We start from the raw sequence: 25033 nt of genomic DNA on the forward strand, positions 1-25033 counted from the left end.
CATCAGAAGGACCCGGTAATGGCAAATCACAGCCGTGCAGGCCAACCTGCACAACAAAGCGATTTGATTAACGTCGCTCAGCTGACCGCGCAGTATTATGTGCTGAAACCGGTCGTGGGCAACGCAGAACACGCAGTGAAGTTTGGGACATCAGGCCATCGCGGTAGCGCGGCACGCCATAGCTTTAACGAACCGCACATTCTGGCCATTGCTCAGGCCATCGCGGAAGAGCGCGCCAAAAATGGTGTTACCGGTCCGTGCTACGTGGGGAAAGATACTCACGCCCTGTCTGAACCGGCATTCATTTCCGTGCTGGAAGTTCTGGCGGCGAACGGCGTTGATGTAATTGTGCAGGAAAATAACGGTTTCACCCCAACGCCTGCCGTCTCTAACGCTATCCTTGTGCACAACAAAAAAGGTGGCCCACAGGCTGACGGTATCGTTATCACGCCTTCTCACAACCCGCCGGAAGACGGTGGTATCAAATACAACCCACCTAACGGTGGCCCGGCAGATACCAACGTCACCAAAGTGGTGGAAGACCGCGCCAACGCCTTAATGGCCGATGGTCTAAAAGGCGTTAAGCGTATTTCTCTGGATGCGGCCATGGCGTCCGGCCACGTGAAAGAGCAGGATCTGGTGCAGCCGTTCGTGGAAGGGCTGGCGGATATCGTCGATATGGCGGCTATCCAGAAAGCCGGCCTGAAGCTGGGTGTGGATCCGCTGGGCGGCTCCGGTATTGAATACTGGAAACGCATTGCAGAGCATTACAAGCTGGATCTGACCATCGTTAACGATCACGTCGATCAGACCTTCCGCTTTATGCACCTTGATAAAGACGGCGCGATCCGTATGGACTGCTCCTCTGAGTGCGCGATGGCAGGCCTGCTGGCACTGCGTGACAAATTCGATCTGGCCTTCGCCAACGACCCGGATTATGACCGCCACGGTATCGTTACCCCGGCCGGGCTGATGAACCCAAACCACTACCTGGCTGTGGCAATCAACTACCTGTTCCAGCATCGTCCACAGTGGGGCAAAGAGGTGGCTGTGGGTAAAACGCTGGTCTCTTCTGCGATGATCGACCGCGTGGTCGACGCGCTGGGTCGCAAGCTGGTGGAAGTGCCGGTGGGCTTTAAATGGTTTGTTGACGGTCTGCATGACGGCAGCTTCGGCTTTGGTGGTGAAGAGAGCGCGGGGGCATCCTTCCTGCGTTTCGACGGCACACCATGGTCAACCGACAAAGACGGTATCATCATGTGTCTGCTGGCGGCGGAGATCACCGCGGTCACCGGCAAGAACCCGCAGGAACACTACGACGAGCTGGCGGCGCGCTTTGGTGCACCGAGCTACAACCGTATCCAGGCAAGCGCGACCTCCGCACAGAAAGCAGCCCTGTCTAAACTCTCTCCGGAGATGGTCAGTGCCAGCACGCTGGCCGGTGATCCCATCACGGCCCGTCTGACGGCAGCGCCGGGTAACGGTGCCTCTATCGGGGGGCTGAAGGTGATGACCGAAAATGGCTGGTTCGCCGCGCGTCCATCCGGTACGGAAGATGCGTACAAAATCTATTGTGAAAGCTTCCTCGGCGCTGAGCATCGCCAGCAGATTGAGAAAGAAGCGGTAGAGATTGTCAGCGAAGTGCTGAAAAACGCGTAAGTGGTGTTTGGTGCGGGCTGATGCCCTCACCCCGGCCCTCTCCCACAGGGAGAGGGTGAAAACACGAAAAACGGCAACCCTTGGGTTGCCGTTTTGCTTTTACCTAACTATGTTTATTCTTCAATTCAAACCGCGGTGAGACCAGCCCGTACAGCGTCCAGCCCATAAAGGTCACCATCGCACCATAAAGCATCGCCTCCTGGCCGGATGAGTAGAGCGCATAGAAGCTGTAAATCGCCCCAATCAGTGCCACAATATTGGCCGCCCGTGCTTTACGGGGATCGACTTTCGCCACCTTCTGAATGATCACCAGCGCCGCCATCGACAGAATATATGGAATGATATTTGTCACCACCGCCAGGTTGACCAGCACGTTGAACTGGCTGTTCAGCGACGGGCTAATGGTCATCAGCGACAATCCGCTCTGGAAGATGACAATGGCCAGCATGCCCTGCACCGGCGCATCGGCTTTGGTCACGCGGGAGAAGATTTTCGGGAAGTAACCTTCGTCAGCCGAAGATTTAAACACCTGCGCAATGGTGAACTGCCAGCCGAGGAGTGAACCGCAACAGGACATGACCATCAGCCCCATGATCACTTTCCCGACTTCCGGGGTGAACATCTGCGCGAAGGCCAGCCCAAACGGCGCCGTGGAGTTAGCCAAATCCATGTTCGGTACGATACCGGCAATAACGTTAGTGGAGACGATATAGATCACCGCCGCGCCCAACGTTCCGCCAAGAACGGCAATCGGGACGTTCTTTTCCGGGTTCTCTACCACTTCCGCATTAGCACAGGCAGATTCCAGACCGAGGAAGGCCCATAACGTCATGGCGATAGAGGACCCCACAGCGGAAAAGAACGGCACATGGTGCGGGTTCCAGGAGTTCGCGTACAGGGTCGGACTGAACCAGAACCAGCCGATGATGCACAGCCCCACAACCGGGATAATCACGCCCCAGACGGTGATGCTACTCAGCTGGCCGGTGATGCGCGCGCCGCCAAAGTTGGCCACGGTGCAGATCCACAGTACGCCGATGGTCGCCAGCCCAATTTGCACCGGGCTGAGCGTGGCACCAAACAGCTCCGTACCGTAACCCACGGCGGAGATGGCAATCGCCACGTTGGCGATCAGCAGCGACACGCCATAGGTGTAGTTAGCCATAAAGTTGCCAGATTTGCCGAAGGCGTATTCGGCGTAGCCGCCCATCCCGCCTGACTTACGGCTGAACATTCCGCATTTGGCAAATGCCCATGCCAGCGCCATGGAGCCGACCGCGGTTACCAGCCAGGAGATAATCGAAATGGTACCCACCTCGGCAAGTTTGGTGGGCAGCATAATAATCCCTGACCCCATCATGTTGACCATGGTGAGGATGGTCAGCTGCACCACGCCCATCTTGTTGGACTTACTCATAATTTTTCTCCTTTCAGCAGCGCGGGCTGAGCGGCGGGTTGTTTGATGACGTTACAGCGAACCTGTTTGCGTCCGTCACACTCCTCGACGTACACACCCTGCAGTTCCGGTGCGAAGCCCGGTAAAAGATTGATACCCTCCTCCAGCGCGGCAAAGTAGCGCAGGACGGAGCCTCCCCAGACTTCACCCGGAACCACGCACAGCACGCCTGGTGGGTAAGGCAGGGCGCCTTCGGCGGCAATACGGCCTTCCGCATCACGCAGCGAGACCAGTTCAACCTCACCACGCAGATACGCATAGTTTGCGTCCTGCGGGTTCATCATCACGCGAGGGAAGTGAGACTTGCGGAACATCTCTTTTTGCAGCTGTTTCACGTTATGGCGGGCGTACAGTTCATGCATCTCCTGGCATATCTGGCGCAGGGTATAACCGGCGTAGCGTTCCGGGTATTGCTTACAGATAGACGGAAGCACCTCTTTTAATGGCGCATCGGTCTGAAGCAGTTTTTCGAAACGAACCAACTGTGCCACCAGCTGCTGCAGCTTGCCCATATCTTCCGCAGGGGTCAGCAGGAACAGGATCGAGTTGAGATCGCATTTCTCCGGCACGATGCTGTTTTCACGCAGGAAGTTAGCCAGGATGGTGGCGGGCACGCCGAAATCCTCATACTCGCCGGTACGGGCGTTGATGCCCGGCGTGGTCAACAGCAGTTTGCACGGGTCGATAAAGTATTGATGCTCGGCATACCCTTCAAAAGCGTGCCAGTTTTCACCCGGCACAAAGTGGAAGAAGCGCAGGTCGGTGGCAATTTCAGCCGTGTCCCAGCTTTCCCACGGACGGCCATCTACCAGCTCCGGCACGAACGGGCGAATAAACTGGCAGTTCTCCAGGATCAGCTTGCGTGCTTCAATGCCGGTAACCACGCAGTCCATCCACATATTGCGGCCACTCTGCCCCTCGTGCATGCGGGCGTTGATATCCAGTGCGGCAAACAGGGGGTAGAACGGGCTGGTGGAGGCGTGCATCATAAAGGCGTTATTCAGGCGCTTGTGCGGGACATAGCGCGGTTGGCCTTTAATATGGCGGTCTTTCTTGTGAATTTGCGAGGTCTGCGAAAAACCCGCCTGCTGTTTATGCACTGACTGCGTAACCAGGATCCCCGGATCGTTTTCGTTCAGCTCCAGCAGCAGCGGAGAGCAGTCGGCCATCATCGGAATAAATTGCTCGTAGCCCACCCAGGCAGAATCGAACAGGATGTAGTCGCACAGGTGACCAATTTTATCGACGACCTGGCGGGCGTTATAAATGGTGCCATCGTAGGTGCCCAGCTGGATCACCGCCAGACGGAACGGACGTTCGTCACGCGCGCGACCCGGCGCCACTTCCGATACCAGCTCGCGCAGGTAGCTCTCCTCAAAACAGTGGGCATCAATCCCACCAATAAAGCCGTACGGGTTGCGCGCAGTTTCCAGATAGACCGGCGTGGCACCCGCCTGAAGCAGGGCTCCGTGGTGGTTGGATTTATGGTTATTACGATCGAACAGCACCAGGTCGCCGGGGGTGAGCAGGGCGTTTAGCACCACTTTGTTGGATGATGAGGTACCGTTCAGCACAAAGTAGGTTTTATCCGCATTAAACACTTTCGCCGCGTGTTGCTGGGCAATGCACGGCGCGCCTTCATGAATCAGCAGATCCCCCATGGCCACGTCGGCGTTGCACAGATCGGAGCGGAAAAGCGTTTCGCCGAAGAAATCGACAAATTGATTACCGGCAGGATGACGGCGGAAAAATTGCCCACCCTGATGCCCCGGACAATCGAATGCGCTGTTGCCCTGATTCACGTAGTCGACCAGTGCGCGGAAAAACGGGGGGCGTAGCTGGGTTTCGTACTTCTGCGCGGCCGCTTCCAGTTGACGTCCGTAAAAGTCGTTACTGGTCTCTGAACACTCAAACACACCGTGGATGCGCGATAAATATTCAGCCGGAATGAACTCTTCTTTATGTGTCGCAATAAATACGGGAATACCAAACCCGGTAGCTTCTATTTCTTCCAGAGTGCCACTGGAAATATCGCTCACGGCCAGAACAATGGCGGCCACGTCAATATAATCAGAGGTGCTGACATCTACCAGTTCACGGTGAGTGGTAAAGCAATCAGGGCATGCACGGCTGGCTGCAATTTTTAAACTTTTCATCTTTCTCTCTTTATTTAAGGCAATATTCGTCCCTCGATTTCTCGCTAGAAAGAAATCGATAATGTCCGGAAAAAAAAGCAAAGTGTGGCCGCTGATAAAAAAAATCAGTAAGTTGCTTTTTAATGAATGAGATTCAGTCCGCCCGGCTGCGGATAAGTCTGAATTAAATTGAATGAACGCACGCCTTCACAGGCAACGGCCTGTAAAATAGAGTTTTTTCAGGTTAACCTGCAAGCGGGTGCGCCAGAAGTCGAAGGACTACCGGGCATTAAAGAGATGGAAGTCAAAGCAGTTTCGGTGGGCAAACATCATGATATGTGTTGTCCGCCTTATATGGGGCATCAAGCGATTATTGTTTTCCATGTTTCATTTTCCTTTCAGTAATTGAAAGCATGGTCATTTTATCCAGGAAAAAGCGATTAACTGTGAATCAGATCACCCTTAACCGATCAAATCAGAAATAATTATTCGTTTTAGATGAATATCGCAGATCAAAACACTGGTTTGTTGATGGTGCGTTAACGGGTTGTGTTGTTTGTGTTTTGAATGAGCGAAAATAAGCCAAAATTGTCGCTTGTGGCTTATTTAAACGGAATTATGTGGGCGAGTTTGTTTTTATTGGAAATAAAATTGAATAGTTATTCAAAGCATAAACCGATAACCGATACCGGTTTCAGTTAATAAATGGCGAGGACGTGCGGGGTCGGTTTCAAGTTTCTGGCGCAGGTGGCCCATATATATGCGTAAATAGTGACTATGTTCCACGGCGTTGGGTCCCCACACCTGAGCCAGCAGCTGACGTTGGGTCAGCACCTTACCGTGGTTGTTAAGCAAAACCGCAAGCAGGCGGAACTCTATCGGCGTGAGATGGATCTCCTCTTCACCGCGCACAATACGTCGCGAAGCGAGATCGACCTGCACATCACCGAAAGTGTACGTTGGGTCGGCAGGCGTGGCGGCACCGTGGCGACGCAGCGCCACACGAAGGCGAGCCTGTAACTCACCAATCCCAAAAGGTTTAATAAGATAGTCGTCCGCCCCGGCATCCAGCGCGGCGATTTTATCTGACTCTTCGGTGCGTGCGGAGAGCACCAGAATGGGCATCTGGCTCCACTGGCGCACCTCGCGAATAAAATCGATACCGTCGCCATCCGGCAAACCGAGATCGAGGATCACCAGGTCCGGCTTGCGGGTAGCGGCTTCAATCAACCCGCGCTGGAGCGTACCGGCATCATGAACGCGCAGACCGTCACCTTCCAGCGCAGCGCGCAGAAACCGGCTAATGGCGAGTTCATCTTCTACAATCAGGACGTTGATCACAAATCCTCTGGTAATTCATCAAGTTCTGGCGGGGTGTCCAGAGGAAGTGTAACACAAAAACGTGCACCTCCTTCCGGGCGGTTCTCCGCCGAAATGGTGCCGCCATGGACGTCAATAATGGCCTGGCAGATCGCCAGACCCAGCCCAACCCCCGGAATGGCAGACTCTTTATTGCCCCGTGAGAATTTTTCGAATATCGCTTTTTCCTGCCCGGCAGGAATACCGGGCCCGGTGTCCCAGACGTCGAGCCGCAGGGTGTGATCTTCCACCGAAGCATTCACCCCAATTTGCGCGTGTGCTCCGGCATATTTACCCGCATTTTCCAGCAGATTAATTAACACCCGCTCAAACAGCGGGCCATCAACGTGAATTAATGTCAGGGGATCGGGCATGTTCAGGGCGATATGCCGTCCGCCGAGACCGGGCTCCAGCATTTTCAGCGCACTTCCTACCACTTCCTCAAGCGTGAGCCACTCTTTTTTGAGGTTGAACCCGCCAGACTGTATCCGCGCCATATCGAGCAGGTTATTCACCAGCCGCGTGGTGTTCAGCACGTGCTGGCGGATCTCGCTGGCCTGCAGGGCGTGTTTTGAACCTTCAGCCGCCAGATCCAGGGTCAGAATTTCCGACTGGCCAAACAGCACGGTGAGAGGCGTGCGAAGATCGTGTGAGAGCGCCGCCAGCAGCGAGTTGCGAATGCTTTCGCGCTCGCTTGCCAGCCGGGCCTGTTCTTCGCTGGCCGTCAGCGCCAGCCGCTCCAGGGCGCTGGCAACCAGCAACGTAAAGGTCTCGAGCAGCCTCTGCTGCTCGGGGATCATCAGCTGGCGCAGATTAGAAGGCTCGACGATGACCAGCCCCTGATTTTTATCCGCGCTGCGCAGCGGCAGGATCTGATACGGCACGCCGGGGAGGGTGTCTGTCCCTGCGCCTGCCGGTAACCCTTTATCGAAGCTCCAGCGTGCAATGGCCTCATCCCACGGCGTCATGCCCGTGGCCGACGTCAGCGGGCGCAGCTTACCGTGCTCATCCGGGAGTAAAATCAGGTTGCTGGCGTTAAATGTCGAGCGGATAAACTGCTCGCTGGTCTGGACGATATCCAGCGGCGTGCGGCCTACCGCCAGCGATTTAGACATCTCGTATAAATGTCGGGTGCGCTGTTCGCGATAGCGGGCGATACGCGCCTGATAGCGAACGCCTGCTGTCAGATTCCCGATCACCAGCCCGACGGTGAGCATGACGGCAAACGTGAGGACGTACTGTACATCCGAGACGGCAAGCGTTCCGCGCGGGTCGATAAAGAAGAGATCGAAGCTGATGACGTTAATCACCGTTGCCAGGACTGATGGCCAGCGCCCGTAAAAGAGCGCCACCACCACCACGCCGAGCAGGTAGATCATCACCAGGTTGGCGGCATCAAACGCAATCAGCCACTGGCTGGCAATAAAGGTAATCAGGGCGCAAAGCACGACGGCGATAAGGCAACCGCGAAGCTGGATGCGCCATTTATCGGTGAACGTGCGGCTGTCTGGCGCACGGTTGGGTAACGGCGTGGGTTTGTCGTCCAGCGCCACGACCACCAGATCCAGGTCGGGCGCACGCCGGGCCAGTTTGTCGGCAAACGATTCGCGGCTAAACCAGCGCCGGTGCTGGCGACGGCCAATGACAATTTTGCCCAGGTTGTGCTCACGCGCGTAGCGCAGAATGGCTTTATCTTCCTGCGGATCGGAGAGGGTCGCGGTTTCCGCCCCCAGCTCCTGCGCCAGGCGCAGCGAACTCAGGATCGCGCGACGCTGGTTTTCTGGCAGGGCGTGAAGCTGCGGTGTTTCGACATACACCGCGTGCCAGACGCTGCCAAATTTCGCAGCCAGCCGGGCGGCGGTACGGACAAGCTTTTCATTGCCGCTACCGTGACCAATGCACAGCAGGATGGCATCCCGCGTATGCCAGACGCGTTCCTGTCCTTGCAGATCGCGCCAGGCACGCATCTGGTCATCCACGCGATCGGCGGTGCGGCGCAGGGCCAGTTCGCGCAGGGCGATCAGGTTGCCTTTACGAAAGAAGTGTTCGATGGCGCGTTCGGCCTGGCCTGCAATATAGACTTTCCCTTCATGCAGGCGCTGGCGCAGATCGTCTGGCGGCAGATCCACCAGCACCACTTCATCAGCGGAGTCAAAGAACGGATCCGGCACCGTTTCGCGCACCTGAATGCCGGTCACGCCGCTGACCACGTCGTTCAGGCTTTCAAGATGCTGAACATTCACCGTGGTGAAGACGTCAATCCCGGCTTCAAGTAGCTCTTCTACGTCCTGCCAGCGTTTGGGGTGACGCGAGCCTGGCGCATTGCTGTGCGCCAGTTCGTCCATCAGAATAAGGGCGGGGCGGCGGGCGAGGGCGGCGTCGAGATCAAACTCCGTCACCAGCCTGCCACGATGGCTGATACGGCGAGGAGGCTGCGTGGTCAGCCCCTTTAACAACGCCGCGGTCTCTTTACGGCCGTGGGTTTCCACCACGCCGATCAGAATATCGAGCCCCTGAGCCCGAAGCCGCTGAGCTTCTGTCAGCATGGCGAAGGTTTTCCCGACGCCCGCGCAGGCACCGAAGAAAATTTTCAGCTTGCCGCGATGGGCTTCAGCTGTCTGTTCCAGCAGCCTGTCAGGATCCGGGCGCAAGGGCTCGTCGGTCATTTAGTTATTCCTTAGCGCGTCCAGCGCCAGATTCAGCTCAACAATATTTACTACCGGCATGCCAATGAAACTGACCAGCGGCTTTTGCGTGTGCGCTGCCACCAGCTGGCTGACCTGCTCGACGCTCAGATGACGGGCCGCGGCGACGCGCGGTATCTGCCAGGCCACCGCTTCAGGCGTCAGGCTGTAGTCCAGCCCACTGGCGGAGGCGGTCACCAGTTCCACTGGAATCTCCCGGCTGGCCTGCGGGTTGGCGCTGCGCAGGGCCGCCACACGCTCAGCGATGGCTTTGTCCAGTTCAGGATTACTGCCCGCCAGGTTGCTCCCGCCGGATGCCATCGGATTATACGGGCTATCGGCGGTAGCGGAAGGGCGTCCCTGAAAGTACCGGGCATCCGTAAAGTTTTGACCAATCAGGCGGGAGCCGCGGTTTTCACCCTGCTGTATGATCAGAGAGCCATTGGCCTGATCCTTGAACCACCACTGGCCCAGCGCGGTGGTCAGCAGCGGGTAAAGCCCACCGGTAATGAGAGACAGCAGAATAAACAGAAGTATAGCGGGACGTAACATCGTCATTTGATTCACCTTTTAAACCAGCCCGAACAGCGTTAACAGCAGGTCGATAGCTTTAATCCCGATAAAGGGCACCAGCAGCCCGCCCAGCCCGTAAATCCACAGGTTACGGCGCAGCATGGCAGCAGCCGTCAGCGGTTTATAGCTCACCCCTTTCAGCGCCAGCGGGATCAGGAAGACAATAATCAGGGCGTTGAAAATCACCGCACTGAGAATGGCCGAAGACGGGGAGTGCAGATGCATCACGTTCAGCGCGTTTAGCTGCGGATAGGTGGCCGCGAACGCCGCGGGAATAATGGCGAAATACTTCGCCACGTCATTGGCGATACTGAACGTGGTCAATGACCCGCGCGTCATCAGCATCTGTTTACCGATATGCACCACTTCAATCAGCTTGGTCGGGTTAGAGTCAAGGTCGACCATGTTGCCCGCCTCTTTTGCCGCCTGGGTACCGGAGTTCATCGCCACCGCCACGTCGGCCTGTGCGAGGGCAGGGGCGTCGTTGGTACCGTCACCGGTCATCGCGACCAGACGACCTTCCGCCTGGTACTGACGGATCAACGCCAGCTTGGCTTCCGGTGTGGCTTCCGAGAGGAAATCATCCACGCCCGCTTCTGCGGCAATCGCGGCGGCAGTCAGCCGGTTATCCCCGGTGATCATCACCGTTTTAATCCCCATTTTACGCAACTGGGCGAAACGCTCTTTAATGCCGCCTTTGACGATGTCCTTCAGCGCAATCACCCCCAGCACATTCGCCCCTTCGGCTACGACCAGCGGTGTGGCCCCCTGGCGGGCAACGCTCTCAACCAGATTGTCCACTTCCGGTGGAAAATGGCCGTTGTTGGCTTCAATGTGGCGACGAATGGCATCAACGGAACCTTTACGGATCATGCGCTCCTGAATGTTGATACCGCTCATTCGGGTTTGTGCCGTGAAGGGGACAAAAGTGGCGTGCAGGCTCTGCACATCACGCTGGCGCAGATTAAAGCGCTGTTTCGCCAGAATAACGATGCTGCGGCCTTCCGGCGTTTCATCGGCAAGAGACGAGAGCTGGGCGGCATCGGCCAGCGTTTTTTCATCCACGCCCGGGGCAGGTAAAAACTCGGAGGCCTGGCGGTTGCCGAGGGTGATGGTCCCGGTTTTATCCAGCAGCAGCACATCCACGTCACCGGCGGCCTCTACGGCGCGTCCGCTGGTGGCGATAACGTTCGCGCCCAGCATGCGGCTCATACCCGCCACACCAATAGCGGAGAGCAGGCCGCCGATGGTGGTTGGGATCAGGCAGACCAGCAGCGCCACCAGCACGGTGATGCTGACCGCGGTGCCCGCGTAGCTGGAGAAGGGCCACAGCGTGGCGGTAGCCAGCAGGAAGACGATGGTCAGCGCCACCAGCAGAATGGTGAGGGCAATTTCGTTGGGTGTTTTACGACGCTGCGCGCCTTCTACCATGGCGATCATCCGGTCGAGGAAGGTTTCACCCGGGTTGACGCTGCACTGGATCACCAGCCAGTCGGAGAGAATACGCGTCCCGCCCGTGACCGAGGCGAAGTCACCGCCAGATTCACGAATGACCGGCGCAGATTCCCCGGTAATGGCGCTCTCGTCTACCGAGGCGCCCCCTTCCATGACTTCGCCATCACAGGGGATGATGTCACCGGCTTCCACCAGCACTACATCGCCTTTACGCAGCTCATCTGCCGGCACGTGGTCCATCTGCGCGCCGTATTTTGGCTCACGTAATTTACGTGCGAAGGCGGTCTTTTTTACCCCTTTCAGGCTGTTGGCCTGCGCTTTACTGCGGCCTTCCGCCAGCGCCTCGGCAAAGTTGGCAAACAGCACGGTAAACCACAGCCACAGGCTGATGGCTCCGGTGAACATCGCGTTGCCCGGGAGGTGACCCGTTCCCATGGCAAGCGCCAGGACGGTAGTCAGCACGCTGCCTGCCCAGACGATAAACATCACCGGGTTGTGCCACTGTACGCGCGGGCTCAGCTTTTTCACCGCATCCATGAGGGCCTGACGAACTAACGACGGTTCGAACAGGGCCAGTTGTTTACGACTCATGACAATTCTCCGCAAAATCAGCGTAAAGAGAGGGTTTCCGCGACCGGGCCTAACGCGAGGGCGGGGATAAAGGTCAGGGCGCCTACCAGCAACACGGTGCCGGTCAGCAGGCCAATAAACAGCGCACCGTGTGTCGGTAATGTACCGGTGGTGGTCGGTTGGATTTTTTTATTCACCAGCGATCCGGCGATGGCCATCACCGGCACAATCACGCCGAAGCGGCCGACAAACATGCAGAATGCCAGCAGACAGTTCCAGAAAGGCGAGTTGGCGCTTAAGCCTGCAAAGGCGCTGCCGTTGTTGTTCGCCGCAGACGAGACGGCGTAGAGCACTTCACTAAAGCCATGGATACCCGGGTTAAAGATGCCGCTGCGCCCGGCTTCGGTCATCAGTGCCAGCGCGGTGCCGAGCAGCACGAGGGCAGGCGTGACCAGAATGGCCAGCGCGGTTAATTTCATCTCCCGGACGTCGATTTTTTTGCCCAGGTATTCCGGGGTACGGCCAATCATCAGACCGGCGATAAACACCGCCAGCAGCACAAACAGCAGCATGCCGTAAAGACCAGAGCCCACGCCGCCAAACACCACTTCGCCAATCTGCATCAGCCACATTGGGATCATGCCACCCAGCGCCGTAAAGGAGTCATGCATGGCGTTAACCGCCCCGCACGAGGCTGCGGTGGTGACCACGGCAAACAAACTGCTGGACAGGATGCCAAAGCGACTCTCTTTCCCTTCCATGTTGATCGCGCTGTCAGCGCCCAGCGTCAGGAAATGCGGATTACCTTTCCATTCCGCCCACATCACCAGCGCGACGCAGACCACGAAGATCAAAGACATGGTCCACAGAAGGGTGCGTCCCTGACGGCGGTCGTTGACCACATCGCCAAAGGCAAAACAGAGCGCGGCGGGGATCAGGAAGATCGCCAGCATTTCGACAAAGTTGGTCAGCGCTGTTGGGTTTTCAAACGGATGCGACGAGTTGGCGTTGAAGAAGCCACCGCCGTTAGTCCCGAGCATCTTAATGGCTTCCTGCGAGGCCACCGGCCCCATAGGCAAAAGCTGTTTTGCCCCTTCCAGAGAGGTATACGGCGCGTAAGGCAGCAGGTTTTGCAGGGTACCTTGCTGAATAAAGAACAGCGCGATAATGAGGGCAGCAGGGAGCAGTATCCACAGCGTGATGCGTGTCAGATCGACCCATGCGTTGCCCAGCGTGCTGATATTTTGACGCGCAAAGGCACGCGTGAGCGCGAAGATCACCGCAATACCGGTGGCAGCAGAGAGGAAGTTTTGCACGGTTAACCCGGCCATCTGGCTAAAGTAGCTCAGCGTGGTTTCCCCGGCATAGGACTGCCAGTTGGTGTTAGTGACAAAGCTGACTGCCGTGTTCAGCGCCAGATGCCAGGACAGACCCGGCAGCTGCTGCGGATTGAGCGGTAAGCTCCCCTGCAGCATCAGCATGCTGAAGAGGACGATGAGGCCGACAATATTCAGCAGCAGGATCGCCAGCAGATACTGGCGCCAGTTCATTTCCCCCTCCCGAATGCCCAGAACGCGCCAGATCCCTTTTTCAACGCGACCTGCCACCGGCAGCGCCACGTTGTTAATCATCCTTGCCAGCACTGTTCCCAGCGGTCTTGCCAGCAGGAACAACACCCCTAAAAAACTGGCAATAAGCAAAAACGCCTGAGCAGCCATCAGAATGCCTCCGCATTAATCAGGGCATAAACCAGATAACCCAATAACAGGAATACCAGCACGATGCCGGCAATAAGGCCTGCACTCACAATCCACCTCCGGGTGACATTTGTATTTGTGCTAACGGTAGGATTTATGGCGCAAAGATTTCGCAAAAATCAGGACGAGGGGTGTAAAAAAAGTATAAAAATGGCAAAGCCCACAATTTAACTATTGATAAGTAAATCGTTAACTTTTTTGTAACTTAATTACGGTGTGAATGTAAATTTTGGCTAAACGGCTAAAAATAAGTGGTCGGATGAGTAGTAAAATTACAAACAAAGCGATATTATTTTAGCCAGGTCACAGTTTTTGAATTTTCCGGAGTCAGTTTCCGGCCAACTACAGGGGAGAAAAATATGGATCTTTATAAAGAGTATCCGGCTTATATCGTGTTCATGCGTCGCGCTTTCGCCGTAGTGGCTGGCGTGCTGGCCCTGCCGGTGATGTTGTTCTGGAAAGATCGCGCACGTTTTTACAGCTATCTGCACCGCGTCTGGGCAAAAACCAGCGAGAAGCCGGTATGGATGGATCAGGCCGAAAAAGCGACCTGTGATTTCTACTAATAAAAAGACTACACACAGCAATAAACAAACCGCCTACAGCAATGTGGCGGTTTTTTTTGTCCCTCCTGATTCGCGGTTCGTTGGGTGGTTTTCAGGCATATCTTCTTATTCTGAGTCATCAACAGCCACTACCTTATTTCATCCTGTCTACACTTCATGGCAAAGTAGTTCAATGCGTGCCTTTTTCGTTTTACGGCATGCCCTTACGGACATAATGGACAATTGCCTGGAGTTTTATGCCCACCCATCTGGTTTGGTTTCGCGCGGATCTGCGCCTGCATGACAACATCGCCCTGGCGGCGGCCTGTCGCTCTGAACACGCCCGCGTGCTGGCGCTGTTTATCGCTACTCCCGGACAGTGGCAGCAGCATGATATGGCCCCCCGACAAGCCGCTTATCTCTGTTCGCATCTGAATGCCCTGCAACGTTCGCTGGCGGAAAAAGGCATTCCGTTGATTTACAAAGAGGTCAGCGATTTTACCGCTCAGCTCAGCGCGGTACAGGAGGTGTGTCAGCAGAACGACGTTACGCATCTTTTTTACAACTACCAGTACGAATTCAATGAACAGCTGCGCGATCGCGAGCTTGAGCGCATCCTCGGGAATGTAGAATGTCAGGGATTTGATGACAGCGTCATGCTGGCGCCGGGCAGCGTGATGACCGGCAGTCGCGAGATGTATAAGGTCTTTACGCCGTTTAAAAATGCATTTATCAAACGGCTGAAAGAGGCGTTGCCGGAGTGTGTTGCCGCGCCGTCTGCGCGAGGGGAGTGTGTAAACGACCTGCCTGAACTGACGTTTGACTATCCGCAACAGGCGTATGACCACTCTTTATTCCCGGCAGATGAAAAAGCGGCAATCGCGCAGCTGCGCCAGTTCTGCAAAACGGGGGCGGCCGCTTACGAGGCACGCCGGGATTTCCCCGCCATTGAAGGTACCAGCCGGTTGTCAGCCTGTTTAGCGCTGGGCGTGCTTTCTCCGCGCCAGTGTTTACACCGTCTTCTGGCAGAGCAGCCCCAGGCGCTGGAGGGGGGCGCTGGCTCGGTATGGCTTAACGAGCTTATCTGGCGCGAATTCTATCGTCATCTGATGACGTATCACCCTGAATTATGTAAACATCGTCCTTTCATTCGCTGGACCGAAAATGTGCAGTGGCAGCAAAACGAGATGCTGCTGCAGGCCTGGCAAAAGGGTGAAACCGGCTACCCGATTGTGGACGCCGCGATGCGCCAGCTGAATGAAACCGGATGGATGCATAACCGCCTGCGGATGATTACCGCCAGCTTCCTGGTGAAAGATCTGCTTATCGACTGGCGTGTCGGGGAGCGGTATTTTATTTCTCAGCTGATCGATGGCGATCTCGCGGCGAATAACGGCGGCTGGCAATGGGCGGCCTCGACCGGTACCGATGCGGCACCTTACTTCCGGATTTTTAATCCCACCACGCAGGGACAAAAATTTGATGCGGACGGGACGTTTATCCGCCACTGGTTGCCTGCGCTGAAAGCGGTTCCCGCTAAGGCGATCCACGACCCGTGGGCATGGGCGGACAAACAGGGCGTAACGCTCAATTATCCTCGTCCGATTGTTGAACATAAACAGGCGCGCGTCGCCACGCTGGCGGCGTACGAAGCGGCCCGCAAAGCGTAAGAGAGTCATGATGAAAAATACCGAACTGGAAAGTCTGATCAACGAAAAACTGAACAGCAGTGCCTTCAGCGACTACGGCCCGAACGGGTTACAGGTTGAAGGGCGCGACACGGTGCAAAAAATTATCACCGGTGTGACCGCCAGTCAGGCGTTGCTGGATGAAGCCGTGCGTCAGGAGGCCGATGCGGTCATCGTCCATCACGGCTATTTCTGGAAGAACGAATCACCGATCGTTCGCGGCATGAAGCGCAACCGACTGAAAACGTTGCTGGCGAATGATATCAACCTCTATGGCTATCACCTGCCGCTGGACGCTCATCCCGAGCTTGGCAACAACGTCCAGCTCGCGCAGCTGTTAGGGATCACCGTGATGGGTGAAATTGAGCCGCTGGTACCGTGGGGCGAGCTGTCGATGCCGGTACCGGGTCTTGAGCTGGCCTCCTGGATTGAAGCTCGTCTGGGCCGCCGTCCACTGTGGAGCGGCGATACCGGCCCGGATACGGTGAAGCGTGTCGCCTGGTGCACCGGCGGCGGTCAGGGCTTTATCGATAGCGCCGCGCGTTTTGGTGTTGATGCCTTTATTACCGGGGAAGTCTCCGAGCAGACCATCCATTCAGCCCGTGAACAGGGGCTGCATTTTTACGCGGCAGGTCACCACGCCACCGAGCGCGGCGGCATTCGCGCCCTGAGCGAATGGCTGACCGAAAATACCGATCTGGATGTCACCTTTATTGATATCCCTAACCCGGCCTGATGAGAGGTACCTGAGTGCAGCGAGCGCGTTGTTATCTTCTGGGGGAAACGGCGGTGGTGCTGGAGCTGGAGCCGCCCGTCACCCTTGCTACCCAAAAGCGTATCTGGCGGTTAACGCAGCGTCTGGTGGATGTGCCGGAGGTGGTTGAAGCGATCCCGGGGATGAATAACATCACCGTGGTGCTGCGTAATCCGCATACGCTGGCACTGGATGCCATTGAACGTTTACAGCGCTGGTGGGAGGAGAGCGAAGCGCTGGAGCCGGAATCCCGCACGATTGAGATCCCGGTGGTGTATGGGGGCACAGGGGGACCCGATCTTGGCGTGGTGGCTGAACACAGTGGGCTAACCGAAAAACAGGTCGTTGAGCTGCACGCCTCCGTTGATTATGTGGTCTGGTTTTTGGGATTCCAGCCGGGCTTCCCGTATCTGGGCGGACTCCCTTCGGCACTGCATACGCCACGTCGCGCTGAGCCGCGTCTGAGCGTGCCGGCGGGTACCGTCGCGATTGGCGGCGAACAGACGGGCATTTATCCGCTGGCGTCGCCGGGGGGCTGGCAGCTCATCGGACACACGTCTATGCCACTATTTGAACCGGGCCAGGACTCGCCGGTCCTCCTGCGTCCTGGCGACACCCTTCGCTTTATTCCGCAGAAGGAGGGGGTATGTTAACGCTTATTCGCGCCGGGCTTTACACCTCTGTTCAGGATGCGGGTCGCTTTGGCATGCGCCAGTCTGGCGTGAGCTACTGTGGCGCGCTGGACAGACCAGCACTGGAGATTGCCAACGTGCTGGTGGGCAATCCCGGCAATACGGCTGCGCTCGAAATTACGCTGGGGCAGTGTGTCATTGAATTTAGTCAGGAGACCTGGTTTGCGTTAACCGGCGCCGGGTGCGATGCCACGCTTGATGGCAAAGCGGTCTGGACCGGCTGGCGGCTGCGGGCAAAAGCCGGACAGCGTTTAACGCTTAAGCGTCCTCAGCATGGGGTTCGCAGTTATCTTGCCGTTGCCGGTGGGATTGACGTGCCGGAGGTGCTGGGCTCATCCAGTACCGATCAGAAAGCCGGAATTGGCGGCCACGAAGGACGTTTGTTGCGCGATGGCGATCGTCTGGCGATAAAACCGTCAACGCGGCACTTTTCAACCGCGCAGGGTGTAAAACAGCTCCTGTGGGGAAACCAGATCCGCGCCCTGCCGGGGCCGGAGTATCAGGAATTTGATGAGGTGTCTCAGGAGTCTTTCTGGCGCTCGCCGTGGAAGATTAGCCCGCAGAGTAACCGCATGGGGTATCGTCTTCAGGGGCAGCCGCTGACCCGTACGACGGACCGCGAGCTGCTTTCACACGGTCTGTTGCCCGGCGTCATTCAGGTACCGGGTAACGGTCAACCGATTGTGTTGATGAACGATGCACAGACCACGGGCGGTTACCCGCGTATCGCCTGCATTATTGAGGCCGATCGCTACCATCTGGCGCAAATCCCTCTCGGACAGCCGATTCACTTCGTGCAATGCTCCCTGGAGGAGGCGCTGAAGGCGCGGCAGGACCAGCAGCGTTATCTGGAACAACTGGCGTGGAGGCTTGATGGTAAAGATTGATTTAAACGCCGATCTGGGCGAGGGCGGCAGCGCCGACGCTGAACTGATGACCCTGGTCACCTCGGTGAATATCGCCTGCGGTTTTCACGCGGGTGATGCCCAAACGATGCTGGCGAGCGTGCGCAACGCCATCAAAAATGGTGTTGCGATAGGGGCGCATCCGAGCTTCCCTGACCGGGAGAATTTTGGCCGCACGGCGATGGATCTCCCGCCCGAGACGGTCTACGCCCAGACGCTTTACCAGATTGGCGCGCTCGAGGCGATAGTGCGTTCGCAGCAGGGCGCGCTGCGCCACGTGAAGCCGCACGGCATGCTCTATAATCAGGCGGCGAACGACCCCGCGCTGGCAGAGGCTATCGCCCGGGCGGTGTTCGATTGCAACCCACAACTGATCCTGGTTGGCCTGGCGGGGAGCGAGCTGATTCGCGCCGGTCAGCGTCTGGGGTTAACCACCCGCCAGGAAGTGTTTGCCGACCGAGGCTATCAGCCCGACGGAACCCTGGTTCCCCGTTCCCGGCCCAACGCGCTGATCACCGATGAGTCTCTGGCGCTGGCGCAGACCCTTCAGATGGTGCGCGAGGGAACAGTAACAACGGTCGAAGGTACAACGGCCAGCGTTCAGGCGGACACGGTATGCTTACACGGTGATGGCGAGCACGCGCTGCAGTTTGCCCGCCGCTTACGGGCGGCGTTTGCAGAGCAGGGGATCCTCGTCAGCGCCTGAAAATCATAAGGATAAAGAGATGCCAGAAGGCCCGGAGATCCGCCGCGCTGCGGATAGCCTCGAGGCGGCGATAAAAGGCAAACCCCTGACGGACGTCTGGTTTGCTTTTCCTCAACTGAAGCCGTTTGAAGCACCGCTGGTGGGACAAACGGTGACCCACATCGAAACACGGGGAAAGGCGTTACTCACGCATTTTTCCCATAACCTGACGTTATACAGCCACAACCAGCTTTATGGCGTCTGGCGGGTGGTTAACGCCAACGAGCAGCCGCAAACCACCCGCGTGCTGCGCGTCAGGCTGCAAACCGCGGATAAAGCGATTTTGCTGTATAGCGCGTCTGATATCGAAATGTTAACGCCGGAGCAACTGCTTACGCACCCGTTCTTACAGCGGGTCGGGCCGGACGTGCTGGATATGCGTCTGACGGCGAACGATGTCAAAGCCCGCCTGTTATCCCCTAAATTCCGCAACCGGCAATTTTCCGGGCTACTGCTCGATCAGGCGTTCCTGGCCGGATTAGGCAATTACCTTCGCGTCGAAATTCTCTGGGAGGTCGGGCTGGCACCGCAGCACAAAGCGTCGCAGTTGAGGGATGATCAGCTGGAAGTGCTCTCTCACGCGTTGCTGGATATTCCGCGGCTATCGTATAACACCCGCGGCGTGGTAGATGACAACAAGCATCACGGGGCGCTATTCCGCTTTAAGGTGTTTCATCGGGCGGGGAAGAGGTGCGAGCGGTGCGGTGGGGTGATTGAGAAGACAACGCTCTCTTCACGACCGTTTTACTGGTGTCCCGGGTGCCAGAGGTAAAAAGTAAAACGGTAACCCTCAGGTTACCGTTTTTAATGTTTTCACCCTCTCCCGGTGGGAGAGGGTCGGGGTGAGGGCATCAGGCCGCACCCACGTCTTTTAGCGCTTAAGATCAGACTTAAAATCACGCTGCTCGTAGCCGGTATACAGCTGACGAGGACGGGCGATTTTCATGCCTTCGCTGTGCATTTCGTTCCAGTGCGCAATCCAGCCCACGGTACGTGCCATGGCGAAGATGACGGTGAACATGGATGACGGAATGCCCATCGCTTTCAGAATAATGCCAGAGTAGAAGTCTACGTTCGGGTAGAGTTTCTTCTCGATGAAGTACGGGTCGTTCAGCGCGATGTGTTCCAGCTCCATCGCCACTTCCAGCAGATCGTCTTTGGTGCCCAGCTCTTTCAGCACTTCGTGGCAGGTTTCACGCATCACGGTTGCACGTGGGTCGTAGTTTTTGTACACACGGTGACCGAAGCCCATCAGACGGAAGGAGTCATTCTTGTCTTTCGCGCGGCGCACGAATTCAGGAATGTGCTCAACGGTGCTGATCTCTTCCAGCATCTTCAGTGCAGCTTCGTTCGCGCCGCCGTGCGCCGGTCCCCACAGGGAGGCGATGCCCGCAGCGATACAGGCGAACGGGTTCGCGCCTGAAGAGCCTGCGGTACGGACGGTGGAGGTAGAGGCGTTCTGTTCGTGGTCAGCGTGCAGGATCAGAATACGGTCCATCGCGCGTTCCAGCACCGGGTTCACTTCGTACTCTTCGCACGGCGTGGAGAACATCATGCGCAGGAAGTTACCGGCATAGGAGAGGTCGTTGCGTGGATATACGAACGGCTGACCGATGGAGTATTTGTAGCACATCGCTGCCATGGTTGGCATTTTGGACAGCAGGCGGAACGCTGCGATATCGCGGTGGCGTGGGTTATTCACGTCAAGGGAGTCGTGGTAGAACGCCGCCAGCGCACCGGTAATCCCGCACATCACCGCCATCGGGTGAGAGTCACGACGGAACGCATGGAACAGACGGGTAATCTGCTCATGGATCATGGTGTGACGGGTGACGGTGGTTTTGAATTCATCATACTGAGCCTGCGTCGGCTTTTCGCCGTTCAGCAGGATGTAGCACACTTCCAGATAGTTGGATTCTGTGGCTAACTGATCGATGGGGAAGCCGCGATGGAGCAGGATACCTTCGTCACCGTCAATGTAGGTGATTTTGGATTCGCAAGATGCGGTAGAGGTAAATCCAGGGTCAAAGGTGAACACTCCTTTGGAACCCAGCGTACGGATATCAATAACATCCTGACCGAGCGTGCCTTTTAGCACATCCAGTTCAATAACATCACCACCGTTGAGGGTGAGTTTTGCCTTTGTATCAGCCATTTACGGTCTCCTTAGCGCCTTATGCTTAAGACTGCGCTTTACCGGATTTGCTTTCAGCTGTTAATCACCGTTACCAGATTGTTATTTGGCTTACCGCTCAGCTCACGAGGACAAACCAGGGTACAGAGCTATGGCGCCTTGCAGGTAAACGAATGAAATATCAGTGAAACAACAGCAAATCAGCGTTTTTGCAGTCCGAATTTTTCAAACCTGTATATCACTAATAACTGTCCTGATAACTTCGGTCAATACCATCACACTGTTACATAACTATTTGTCAGGTGAAAGAGAGACCTCATAACTTTTGCGCATTATATGCCTTTTCTGATGACGTTTGTAACAATATTGTTTAACATTTGTCAAATCAGATGATTAAAAATTAAAAAGATGTTGTTATCGTGACCCTGATCACTGTTCCAGAGAAAACCCGACAAACTGTATGTAGGTTAATTGTAATGATTTTGTGAACGGCCTATACTGCCGCCAGGTCTCCGGAACACCCTGCAATCCCGAGCCACCCAGCGTTGTAACGTGTCGTTTTAGCATTTGGAAGCAATGTTTTGCATGACGCGCAGTTATAGAAAAGGAACGCTGTCTGACCCGCATCGCAGTCCGGAGGAAGGAAACAATAAGAACAGCATGTGGGCGTTATTCATGATAAGAAATGTGAAAAAACAAAGACCTGTCAATCTGGATCTCAAAACGATCCGGTTCCCCGTAACAGCAATAGCGTCCATTCTGCACCGTGTATCGGGTGTGATTACGTTTGTGGCGGTAGGCATTCTGCTGTGGTTACTGGGCACCAGCCTCTCTTCTCCTGAAGGATTCCTCCAGGCCTCTGCCATCATGAACAGCTTCTTCGTGAAATTCATCATGTGGGGCATTCTGACCGCACTGGCGTACCACGTTGTGGTGGGTGTTCGCCATATGCTGATGGACTTTGGTTACCTGGAAGAGACTTTCGAAGCCGGGAAACGTTCCGCTAACATTTCATTTGTGATTACAGTCGTGCTTTCACTTCTCGCAGGAGTTCTCGTATGGTAAGCAACGCCTCCGCATTAGGACGCAACGGCGTACATGACTTCATTCTGGTCCGTGCTACCGCCATCGTTCTCACCCTCTACATCATCTATATGATCGGTTTCTTCGCGACCAGCGGCACGCTGACGTGGGAAATCTGGAGTGGGTTCTTCGGATCTGCCTTCACCAAAGTGTTCACCCTGCTGGCGCTGTTCTCCATTCTTATTCATGCCTGGATTGGCATGTGGCAGGTGTTGACCGATTACGTTAAACCGCTGGCGATTCGCCTTCCTCTGCAGCTGGCCATTGTCGTTGCACTGGTGGTTTACGTTATTTATGGATTCGTTGTGGTGTGGGGTGTGTAATGAAACTGCCAGTCAGAGAATTTGATGCTGTTGTGATTGGTGCGGGTGGCGCAGGTATGCGCGCCGCGCTGCAAATTTCCCAGAGCGGCCAGACCTGTGCGCTGCTCTCTAAAGTATTCCCGACCCGTTCCCACACGGTATCTGCGCAGGGCGGTATTACCGTTGCGCTGGGTAACTCCCATGAAGATAACTGGGAATGGCACATGTACGACACGGTAAAAGGGTCCGACTACATCGGCGACCAGGATGCCATCGAATATATGTGTAAGACTGGCCCGGAAGCGATTCTGGAGCTGGATCATATGGGTCTGCCGTTCTCCCGTCTGGAAAATGGCACCATCTATCAACGTCCGTTTGGCGGCCAGTCGAAAAACTTCGGCGGCGAGCAGGCGGCACGTACCGCGGCAGCGGCTGACCGTACCGGTCACGCGCTACTGCATACTCTGTATCAGCAGAACCTGAAAAACCACACTACTATCTTCTCCGAGTGGTATGCGCTGGATCTGGTGAAAAATGCCGATGGCGCGATTGTCGGTTGTACTGCGCTGTGCATTGAAACCGGTGAAGTGGTCTACTTCAAAGCGCGCGCAACCGTGCTGGCGACCGGCGGTGCAGGGCGTATTTACCAGTCCACCACTAACGCCCACATCAATACCGGTGACGGCGTTGGGATGGCTATTCGCGCTGGCGTGCCGGTGCAGGATATGGAGATGTGGCAGTTCCACCCAACCGGTATCGCCGGTGCGGGTGTTCTGGTGACAGAAGGCTGCCGTGGTGAAGGCGGTTACCTGCTGAACAAACACGGCGAACGTTTCATGGAACGCTATGCCCCGAATGCGAAAGACCTGGCGGGTCGTGATGTGGTGGCGCGTTCCATCATGATCGAAATCCGTGAAGGTCGCGGCTGTGATGGCCCATGGGGTCCACACGCCAAGCTGAAACTCGACCACCTGGGTAAAGAGGTACTGGAATCCCGTCTGCCGGGTATTCTGGAGCTGTCCCGTACCTTCGCCCACGTCGACCCGGTGAAAGAGCCAATTCCGGTTATTCCTACCTGCCACTACATGATGGGCGGTATTCCGACCAAAGTGACCGGTCAGGCATTGACCGTGAACGAGCAGGGCGAAGATGTGGTCATCCCAGGCCTGTTCGCGGTAGGCGAAATTGCCTGCGTGTCCGTACACGGTGCCAACCGTCTGGGGGGGAACTCCCTGCTGGACCTAGTGGTGTTTGGTCGTGCGGTGGGTCTGCACCTGCAGGAATCCATTGCCGAACAGGGCGCGCTGCGTGACGCGACCGACGACGAAATTGATGCATCGCTTGAGCGTCTGAACCGCTGGAACGGTAACCGTAACGGTGAAGATCCGGTGGAAATCCGCAAAGCGCTGCAGGAATGTATGCAGCACAACTTCTCGGTATTCCGTGAAGGTGACGCGATGGCGAAAGGTCTTGAGCAACTGAAAGCGATCCGCGAGCGCCTGAAAAACGCCCGTCTGGATGATACTTCCAGCGAGTTCAACACCCAGCGCGTTGAGTGTCTTGAGCTGGATAACCTGATGGAAACCGCGTTCGCAACCGCGATGTCGGCCAACTTCCGTACCGAAAGCCGTGGCGCGCATAGCCGCTTCGACTTCCCGGATCGTGACGATGAAAACTGGCTGTGCCATTCCCTGTATCTGCCAGAGTCGGAAACCATGACGCGCCGTCAGGTGAACATGGAACCGAAACTGCGTCCGGCGTTCCCGCCGAAGATTCGTACTTACTAATGCGGAGACAGGACAATGAAACTCGAATTCTCAGTTTATCGTTATAACCCGGATGTAGATGATGCTCCGCGCATGCAGGATTACACGCTGGAAGCGGAAGAAGGTCGTGACATGATGCTGCTGGATGCGTTAATCCAGCTGAAAGAAAAAGATCCGACACTGTCGTTCCGTCGCTCCTGCCGTGAAGGGGTGTGTGGCTCTGACGGCGTCAACATGAACGGCAAAAATGGTCTGGCCTGCATCACGCCAATTTCCGCGTTGCAACGCCCGGGCCAGAAAATTGTTATCCGTCCTCTGCCAGGCCTGCCGGTCGTGCGTGATTTGGTGGTAGACATGGGGCAATTCTATGCACAATATGAGAAGATTAAACCTTACTTATTGAATAATGGGCAAAATCCACCCGCTCGTGAGCATTTACAGTCTCCTGAGCAGCGTGAAAAACTCGACGGCTTGTATGAGTGTATTCTCTGTGCATGTTGTTCAACGTCGTGCCCGTCGTTCTGGTGGAACCCGGACAAGTTCATCGGCCCGGCCGGTCTGCTGGCTGCCTATCGCTTCCTGATCGATAGCCGCGACACCGAAACCGATAGTCGTCTGGAAGGTTTAAGTGACGCTTTCAGCGTATTCCGCTGCCATAGCATCATGAACTGCGTCAGTGTGTGTCCGAAGGGGCTGAACCCGACGCGCGCCATCGGCCATATTAAGTCGATGCTGCTGCAGCGCAGTGCGTAAGTAAGTAGTGAGAGGGGG

At 56.2% G+C, this 25033-nt stretch carries 22 protein-coding genes; 12 read left to right on the top strand and 10 right to left on the bottom strand.

Going from position 1 to position 25033, the window contains the following annotated elements; translation table 11 throughout:
• Positions 1 to 18: 18 nt before the first annotated feature.
• Entirely contained in the window at positions 19 to 1659 is a 1641-nt protein-coding gene (pgm, locus tag ACQG22_RS06485; protein WP_020684950.1) for a phosphoglucomutase (alpha-D-glucose-1,6-bisphosphate-dependent), read from the top strand.
• Positions 1660 to 1762: 103 nt separating this feature from the next.
• Here pgm and potE read toward each other — a convergent pair whose 3' ends face one another.
• From potE to kdpF, 9 genes are all read right to left on the bottom strand, one after another.
• On the bottom strand, positions 1763 to 3076 hold the full coding sequence (gene potE, locus ACQG22_RS06490) for a putrescine-ornithine antiporter (RefSeq protein WP_013097559.1): 1314 nt from the start codon (positions 3074 to 3076) through the stop codon (positions 1763 to 1765).
• The gene (gene speF, locus ACQG22_RS06495; protein ID WP_029883013.1) at positions 3073 to 5271 is read right to left on the bottom strand and encodes an ornithine decarboxylase SpeF; all 2199 of its coding nucleotides are present in this window, start codon (positions 5269 to 5271) and stop codon (positions 3073 to 3075) included. Before speF ends, potE begins: the two co-directional genes overlap by 4 nt.
• A gap of 258 nt (positions 5272 to 5529) precedes the next feature.
• Positions 5530 to 5634 (bottom strand): leader peptide SpeFL, encoded by a 105-nt coding sequence (gene speFL / locus ACQG22_RS06500; RefSeq protein WP_003858645.1) that lies wholly within the window; start codon positions 5632 to 5634, stop codon positions 5530 to 5532.
• Positions 5635 to 5913: 279 nt separating this feature from the next.
• The gene (kdpE, locus tag ACQG22_RS06505; RefSeq protein WP_040020625.1) at positions 5914 to 6591 is read right to left on the bottom strand and encodes a two-component system response regulator KdpE; all 678 of its coding nucleotides are present in this window, start codon (positions 6589 to 6591) and stop codon (positions 5914 to 5916) included.
• Entirely contained in the window at positions 6588 to 9275 is a 2688-nt protein-coding gene (gene kdpD, locus ACQG22_RS06510; RefSeq protein WP_102751680.1) for a two-component system sensor histidine kinase KdpD, read from the bottom strand. The genes kdpE and kdpD overlap by 4 nt, the downstream gene beginning before the upstream one ends.
• A complete protein-coding gene (kdpC, locus tag ACQG22_RS06515; RefSeq protein ID WP_013097555.1) occupies positions 9276 to 9851 on the bottom strand; it encodes a potassium-transporting ATPase subunit KdpC in 576 nt (191 codons plus the stop codon).
• Between the two features lie 12 nt (positions 9852 to 9863).
• On the bottom strand, positions 9864 to 11912 hold the full coding sequence (kdpB, locus tag ACQG22_RS06520) for a potassium-transporting ATPase subunit KdpB (protein WP_102751681.1): 2049 nt from the start codon (positions 11910 to 11912) through the stop codon (positions 9864 to 9866).
• Between the two features lie 17 nt (positions 11913 to 11929).
• The gene (kdpA, locus tag ACQG22_RS06525) at positions 11930 to 13609 is read right to left on the bottom strand and encodes a potassium-transporting ATPase subunit KdpA (RefSeq protein ID WP_369706365.1); all 1680 of its coding nucleotides are present in this window, start codon (positions 13607 to 13609) and stop codon (positions 11930 to 11932) included.
• Positions 13609 to 13698, bottom strand: coding sequence for a K(+)-transporting ATPase subunit F (gene kdpF / locus ACQG22_RS06530; protein ID WP_014069365.1), 90 nt, complete (start codon positions 13696 to 13698; stop codon positions 13609 to 13611). The genes kdpA and kdpF overlap by 1 nt, the downstream gene beginning before the upstream one ends.
• A gap of 309 nt (positions 13699 to 14007) precedes the next feature.
• Between kdpF and ACQG22_RS06535 the strand changes: the two genes are divergently transcribed.
• The 7 genes from ACQG22_RS06535 to nei all read left to right on the top strand — a co-directional run bounded on the left by ACQG22_RS06535 (position 14008) and on the right by nei (position 19749).
• Positions 14008 to 14214, top strand: a complete 207-nt coding sequence (locus ACQG22_RS06535) for a YbfA family protein (RefSeq protein WP_369706366.1) — start codon at positions 14008 to 14010, stop codon at positions 14212 to 14214.
• A gap of 236 nt (positions 14215 to 14450) precedes the next feature.
• Entirely contained in the window at positions 14451 to 15863 is a 1413-nt protein-coding gene (gene phrB / locus ACQG22_RS06540; RefSeq protein ID WP_369706367.1) for a deoxyribodipyrimidine photo-lyase, read from the top strand.
• Positions 15864 to 15873: 10 nt separating this feature from the next.
• A complete protein-coding gene (locus tag ACQG22_RS06545; protein ID WP_023621132.1) occupies positions 15874 to 16617 on the top strand; it encodes a type 2 GTP cyclohydrolase I in 744 nt (247 codons plus the stop codon).
• A gap of 14 nt (positions 16618 to 16631) precedes the next feature.
• Positions 16632 to 17288, top strand: coding sequence for a 5-oxoprolinase subunit PxpB (gene pxpB / locus ACQG22_RS06550; protein WP_023621133.1), 657 nt, complete (start codon positions 16632 to 16634; stop codon positions 17286 to 17288).
• Positions 17282 to 18214, top strand: coding sequence for a 5-oxoprolinase subunit PxpC (pxpC, locus tag ACQG22_RS06555; RefSeq protein WP_013097548.1), 933 nt, complete (start codon positions 17282 to 17284; stop codon positions 18212 to 18214). Before pxpB ends, pxpC begins: the two co-directional genes overlap by 7 nt.
• Positions 18201 to 18938, top strand: coding sequence for a 5-oxoprolinase subunit PxpA (gene pxpA, locus ACQG22_RS06560; RefSeq protein WP_020684961.1), 738 nt, complete (start codon positions 18201 to 18203; stop codon positions 18936 to 18938). The genes pxpC and pxpA overlap by 14 nt, the downstream gene beginning before the upstream one ends.
• A gap of 19 nt (positions 18939 to 18957) precedes the next feature.
• Positions 18958 to 19749, top strand: coding sequence for an endonuclease VIII (gene nei / locus ACQG22_RS06565; protein ID WP_058682128.1), 792 nt, complete (start codon positions 18958 to 18960; stop codon positions 19747 to 19749).
• 99 nt (positions 19750 to 19848) lie between these two features.
• On the opposite strand, the gene ACQG22_RS06570 is transcribed toward nei, so the two are convergent.
• The gene (locus tag ACQG22_RS06570) at positions 19849 to 21132 is read right to left on the bottom strand and encodes a citrate synthase (protein WP_369706368.1); all 1284 of its coding nucleotides are present in this window, start codon (positions 21130 to 21132) and stop codon (positions 19849 to 19851) included.
• 639 nt (positions 21133 to 21771) lie between these two features.
• On the opposite strand from ACQG22_RS06570, the gene sdhC reads away from it, so the two are divergent.
• Genes sdhC through sdhB form a run of 4 tightly spaced genes read left to right on the top strand, consistent with a single transcriptional unit; the run spans position 21772 to position 25015 of the window.
• Entirely contained in the window at positions 21772 to 22176 is a 405-nt protein-coding gene (sdhC, locus tag ACQG22_RS06575; protein ID WP_020684965.1) for a succinate dehydrogenase cytochrome b556 subunit, read from the top strand.
• Positions 22170 to 22517, top strand: coding sequence for a succinate dehydrogenase membrane anchor subunit (gene sdhD / locus ACQG22_RS06580; RefSeq protein WP_008501088.1), 348 nt, complete (start codon positions 22170 to 22172; stop codon positions 22515 to 22517). Before sdhC ends, sdhD begins: the two co-directional genes overlap by 7 nt.
• A complete protein-coding gene (sdhA, locus tag ACQG22_RS06585; RefSeq protein ID WP_014831113.1) occupies positions 22517 to 24283 on the top strand; it encodes a succinate dehydrogenase flavoprotein subunit in 1767 nt (588 codons plus the stop codon). The genes sdhD and sdhA overlap by 1 nt, the downstream gene beginning before the upstream one ends.
• Before the next feature lie 15 nt (positions 24284 to 24298).
• On the top strand, positions 24299 to 25015 hold the full coding sequence (gene sdhB, locus ACQG22_RS06590; RefSeq protein WP_008501090.1) for a succinate dehydrogenase iron-sulfur subunit SdhB: 717 nt from the start codon (positions 24299 to 24301) through the stop codon (positions 25013 to 25015).
• The last annotated feature ends 18 nt before the right edge of the window (positions 25016 to 25033 follow it).

Origin of the sequence: Enterobacter cloacae complex sp. 309I3 (assembly GCF_050031595.1) — a bacterium.
GTDB classification, from domain to species: Bacteria; Pseudomonadota; Gammaproteobacteria; order Enterobacterales; family Enterobacteriaceae; genus Enterobacter; species Enterobacter cloacae.

Excerpts from the sequence above, each read along its gene's own strand:
- nei (WP_058682128.1), top strand. The coding sequence starts at position 18,958 with ATGCCAGAAGGCCCGGAGATCCGCCGCGCTGCGGATAGCCTCGAGGCG.
- kdpB (WP_102751681.1), bottom strand. The coding sequence starts at position 11,912 with ATGAGTCGTAAACAACTGGCCCTGTTCGAACCGTCGTTAGTTCGTCAG.
- pgm (WP_020684950.1), top strand. The coding sequence starts at position 19 with ATGGCAAATCACAGCCGTGCAGGCCAACCTGCACAACAAAGCGATTTG.
- speFL (WP_003858645.1), bottom strand. The coding sequence starts at position 5,634 with ATGGAAAACAATAATCGCTTGATGCCCCATATAAGGCGGACAACACAT.
- sdhC (WP_020684965.1), top strand. The coding sequence starts at position 21,772 with ATGTGGGCGTTATTCATGATAAGAAATGTGAAAAAACAAAGACCTGTC.
- sdhD (WP_008501088.1), top strand. The coding sequence starts at position 22,170 with ATGGTAAGCAACGCCTCCGCATTAGGACGCAACGGCGTACATGACTTC.
- ACQG22_RS06570 (WP_369706368.1), bottom strand. The coding sequence starts at position 21,132 with ATGGCTGATACAAAGGCAAAACTCACCCTCAACGGTGGTGATGTTATT.
- kdpC (WP_013097555.1), bottom strand. The coding sequence starts at position 9,851 with ATGACGATGTTACGTCCCGCTATACTTCTGTTTATTCTGCTGTCTCTC.
- potE (WP_013097559.1), bottom strand. The coding sequence starts at position 3,076 with ATGAGTAAGTCCAACAAGATGGGCGTGGTGCAGCTGACCATCCTCACC.
- phrB (WP_369706367.1), top strand. The coding sequence starts at position 14,451 with ATGCCCACCCATCTGGTTTGGTTTCGCGCGGATCTGCGCCTGCATGAC.
- pxpA (WP_020684961.1), top strand. The coding sequence starts at position 18,201 with ATGGTAAAGATTGATTTAAACGCCGATCTGGGCGAGGGCGGCAGCGCC.
- ACQG22_RS06545 (WP_023621132.1), top strand. The coding sequence starts at position 15,874 with ATGAAAAATACCGAACTGGAAAGTCTGATCAACGAAAAACTGAACAGC.
- sdhB (WP_008501090.1), top strand. The coding sequence starts at position 24,299 with ATGAAACTCGAATTCTCAGTTTATCGTTATAACCCGGATGTAGATGAT.
- pxpC (WP_013097548.1), top strand. The coding sequence starts at position 17,282 with ATGTTAACGCTTATTCGCGCCGGGCTTTACACCTCTGTTCAGGATGCG.
- kdpA (WP_369706365.1), bottom strand. The coding sequence starts at position 13,609 with ATGGCTGCTCAGGCGTTTTTGCTTATTGCCAGTTTTTTAGGGGTGTTG.
- kdpD (WP_102751680.1), bottom strand. The coding sequence starts at position 9,275 with ATGACCGACGAGCCCTTGCGCCCGGATCCTGACAGGCTGCTGGAACAG.
- speF (WP_029883013.1), bottom strand. The coding sequence starts at position 5,271 with ATGAAAAGTTTAAAAATTGCAGCCAGCCGTGCATGCCCTGATTGCTTT.
- sdhA (WP_014831113.1), top strand. The coding sequence starts at position 22,517 with ATGAAACTGCCAGTCAGAGAATTTGATGCTGTTGTGATTGGTGCGGGT.
- ACQG22_RS06535 (WP_369706366.1), top strand. The coding sequence starts at position 14,008 with ATGGATCTTTATAAAGAGTATCCGGCTTATATCGTGTTCATGCGTCGC.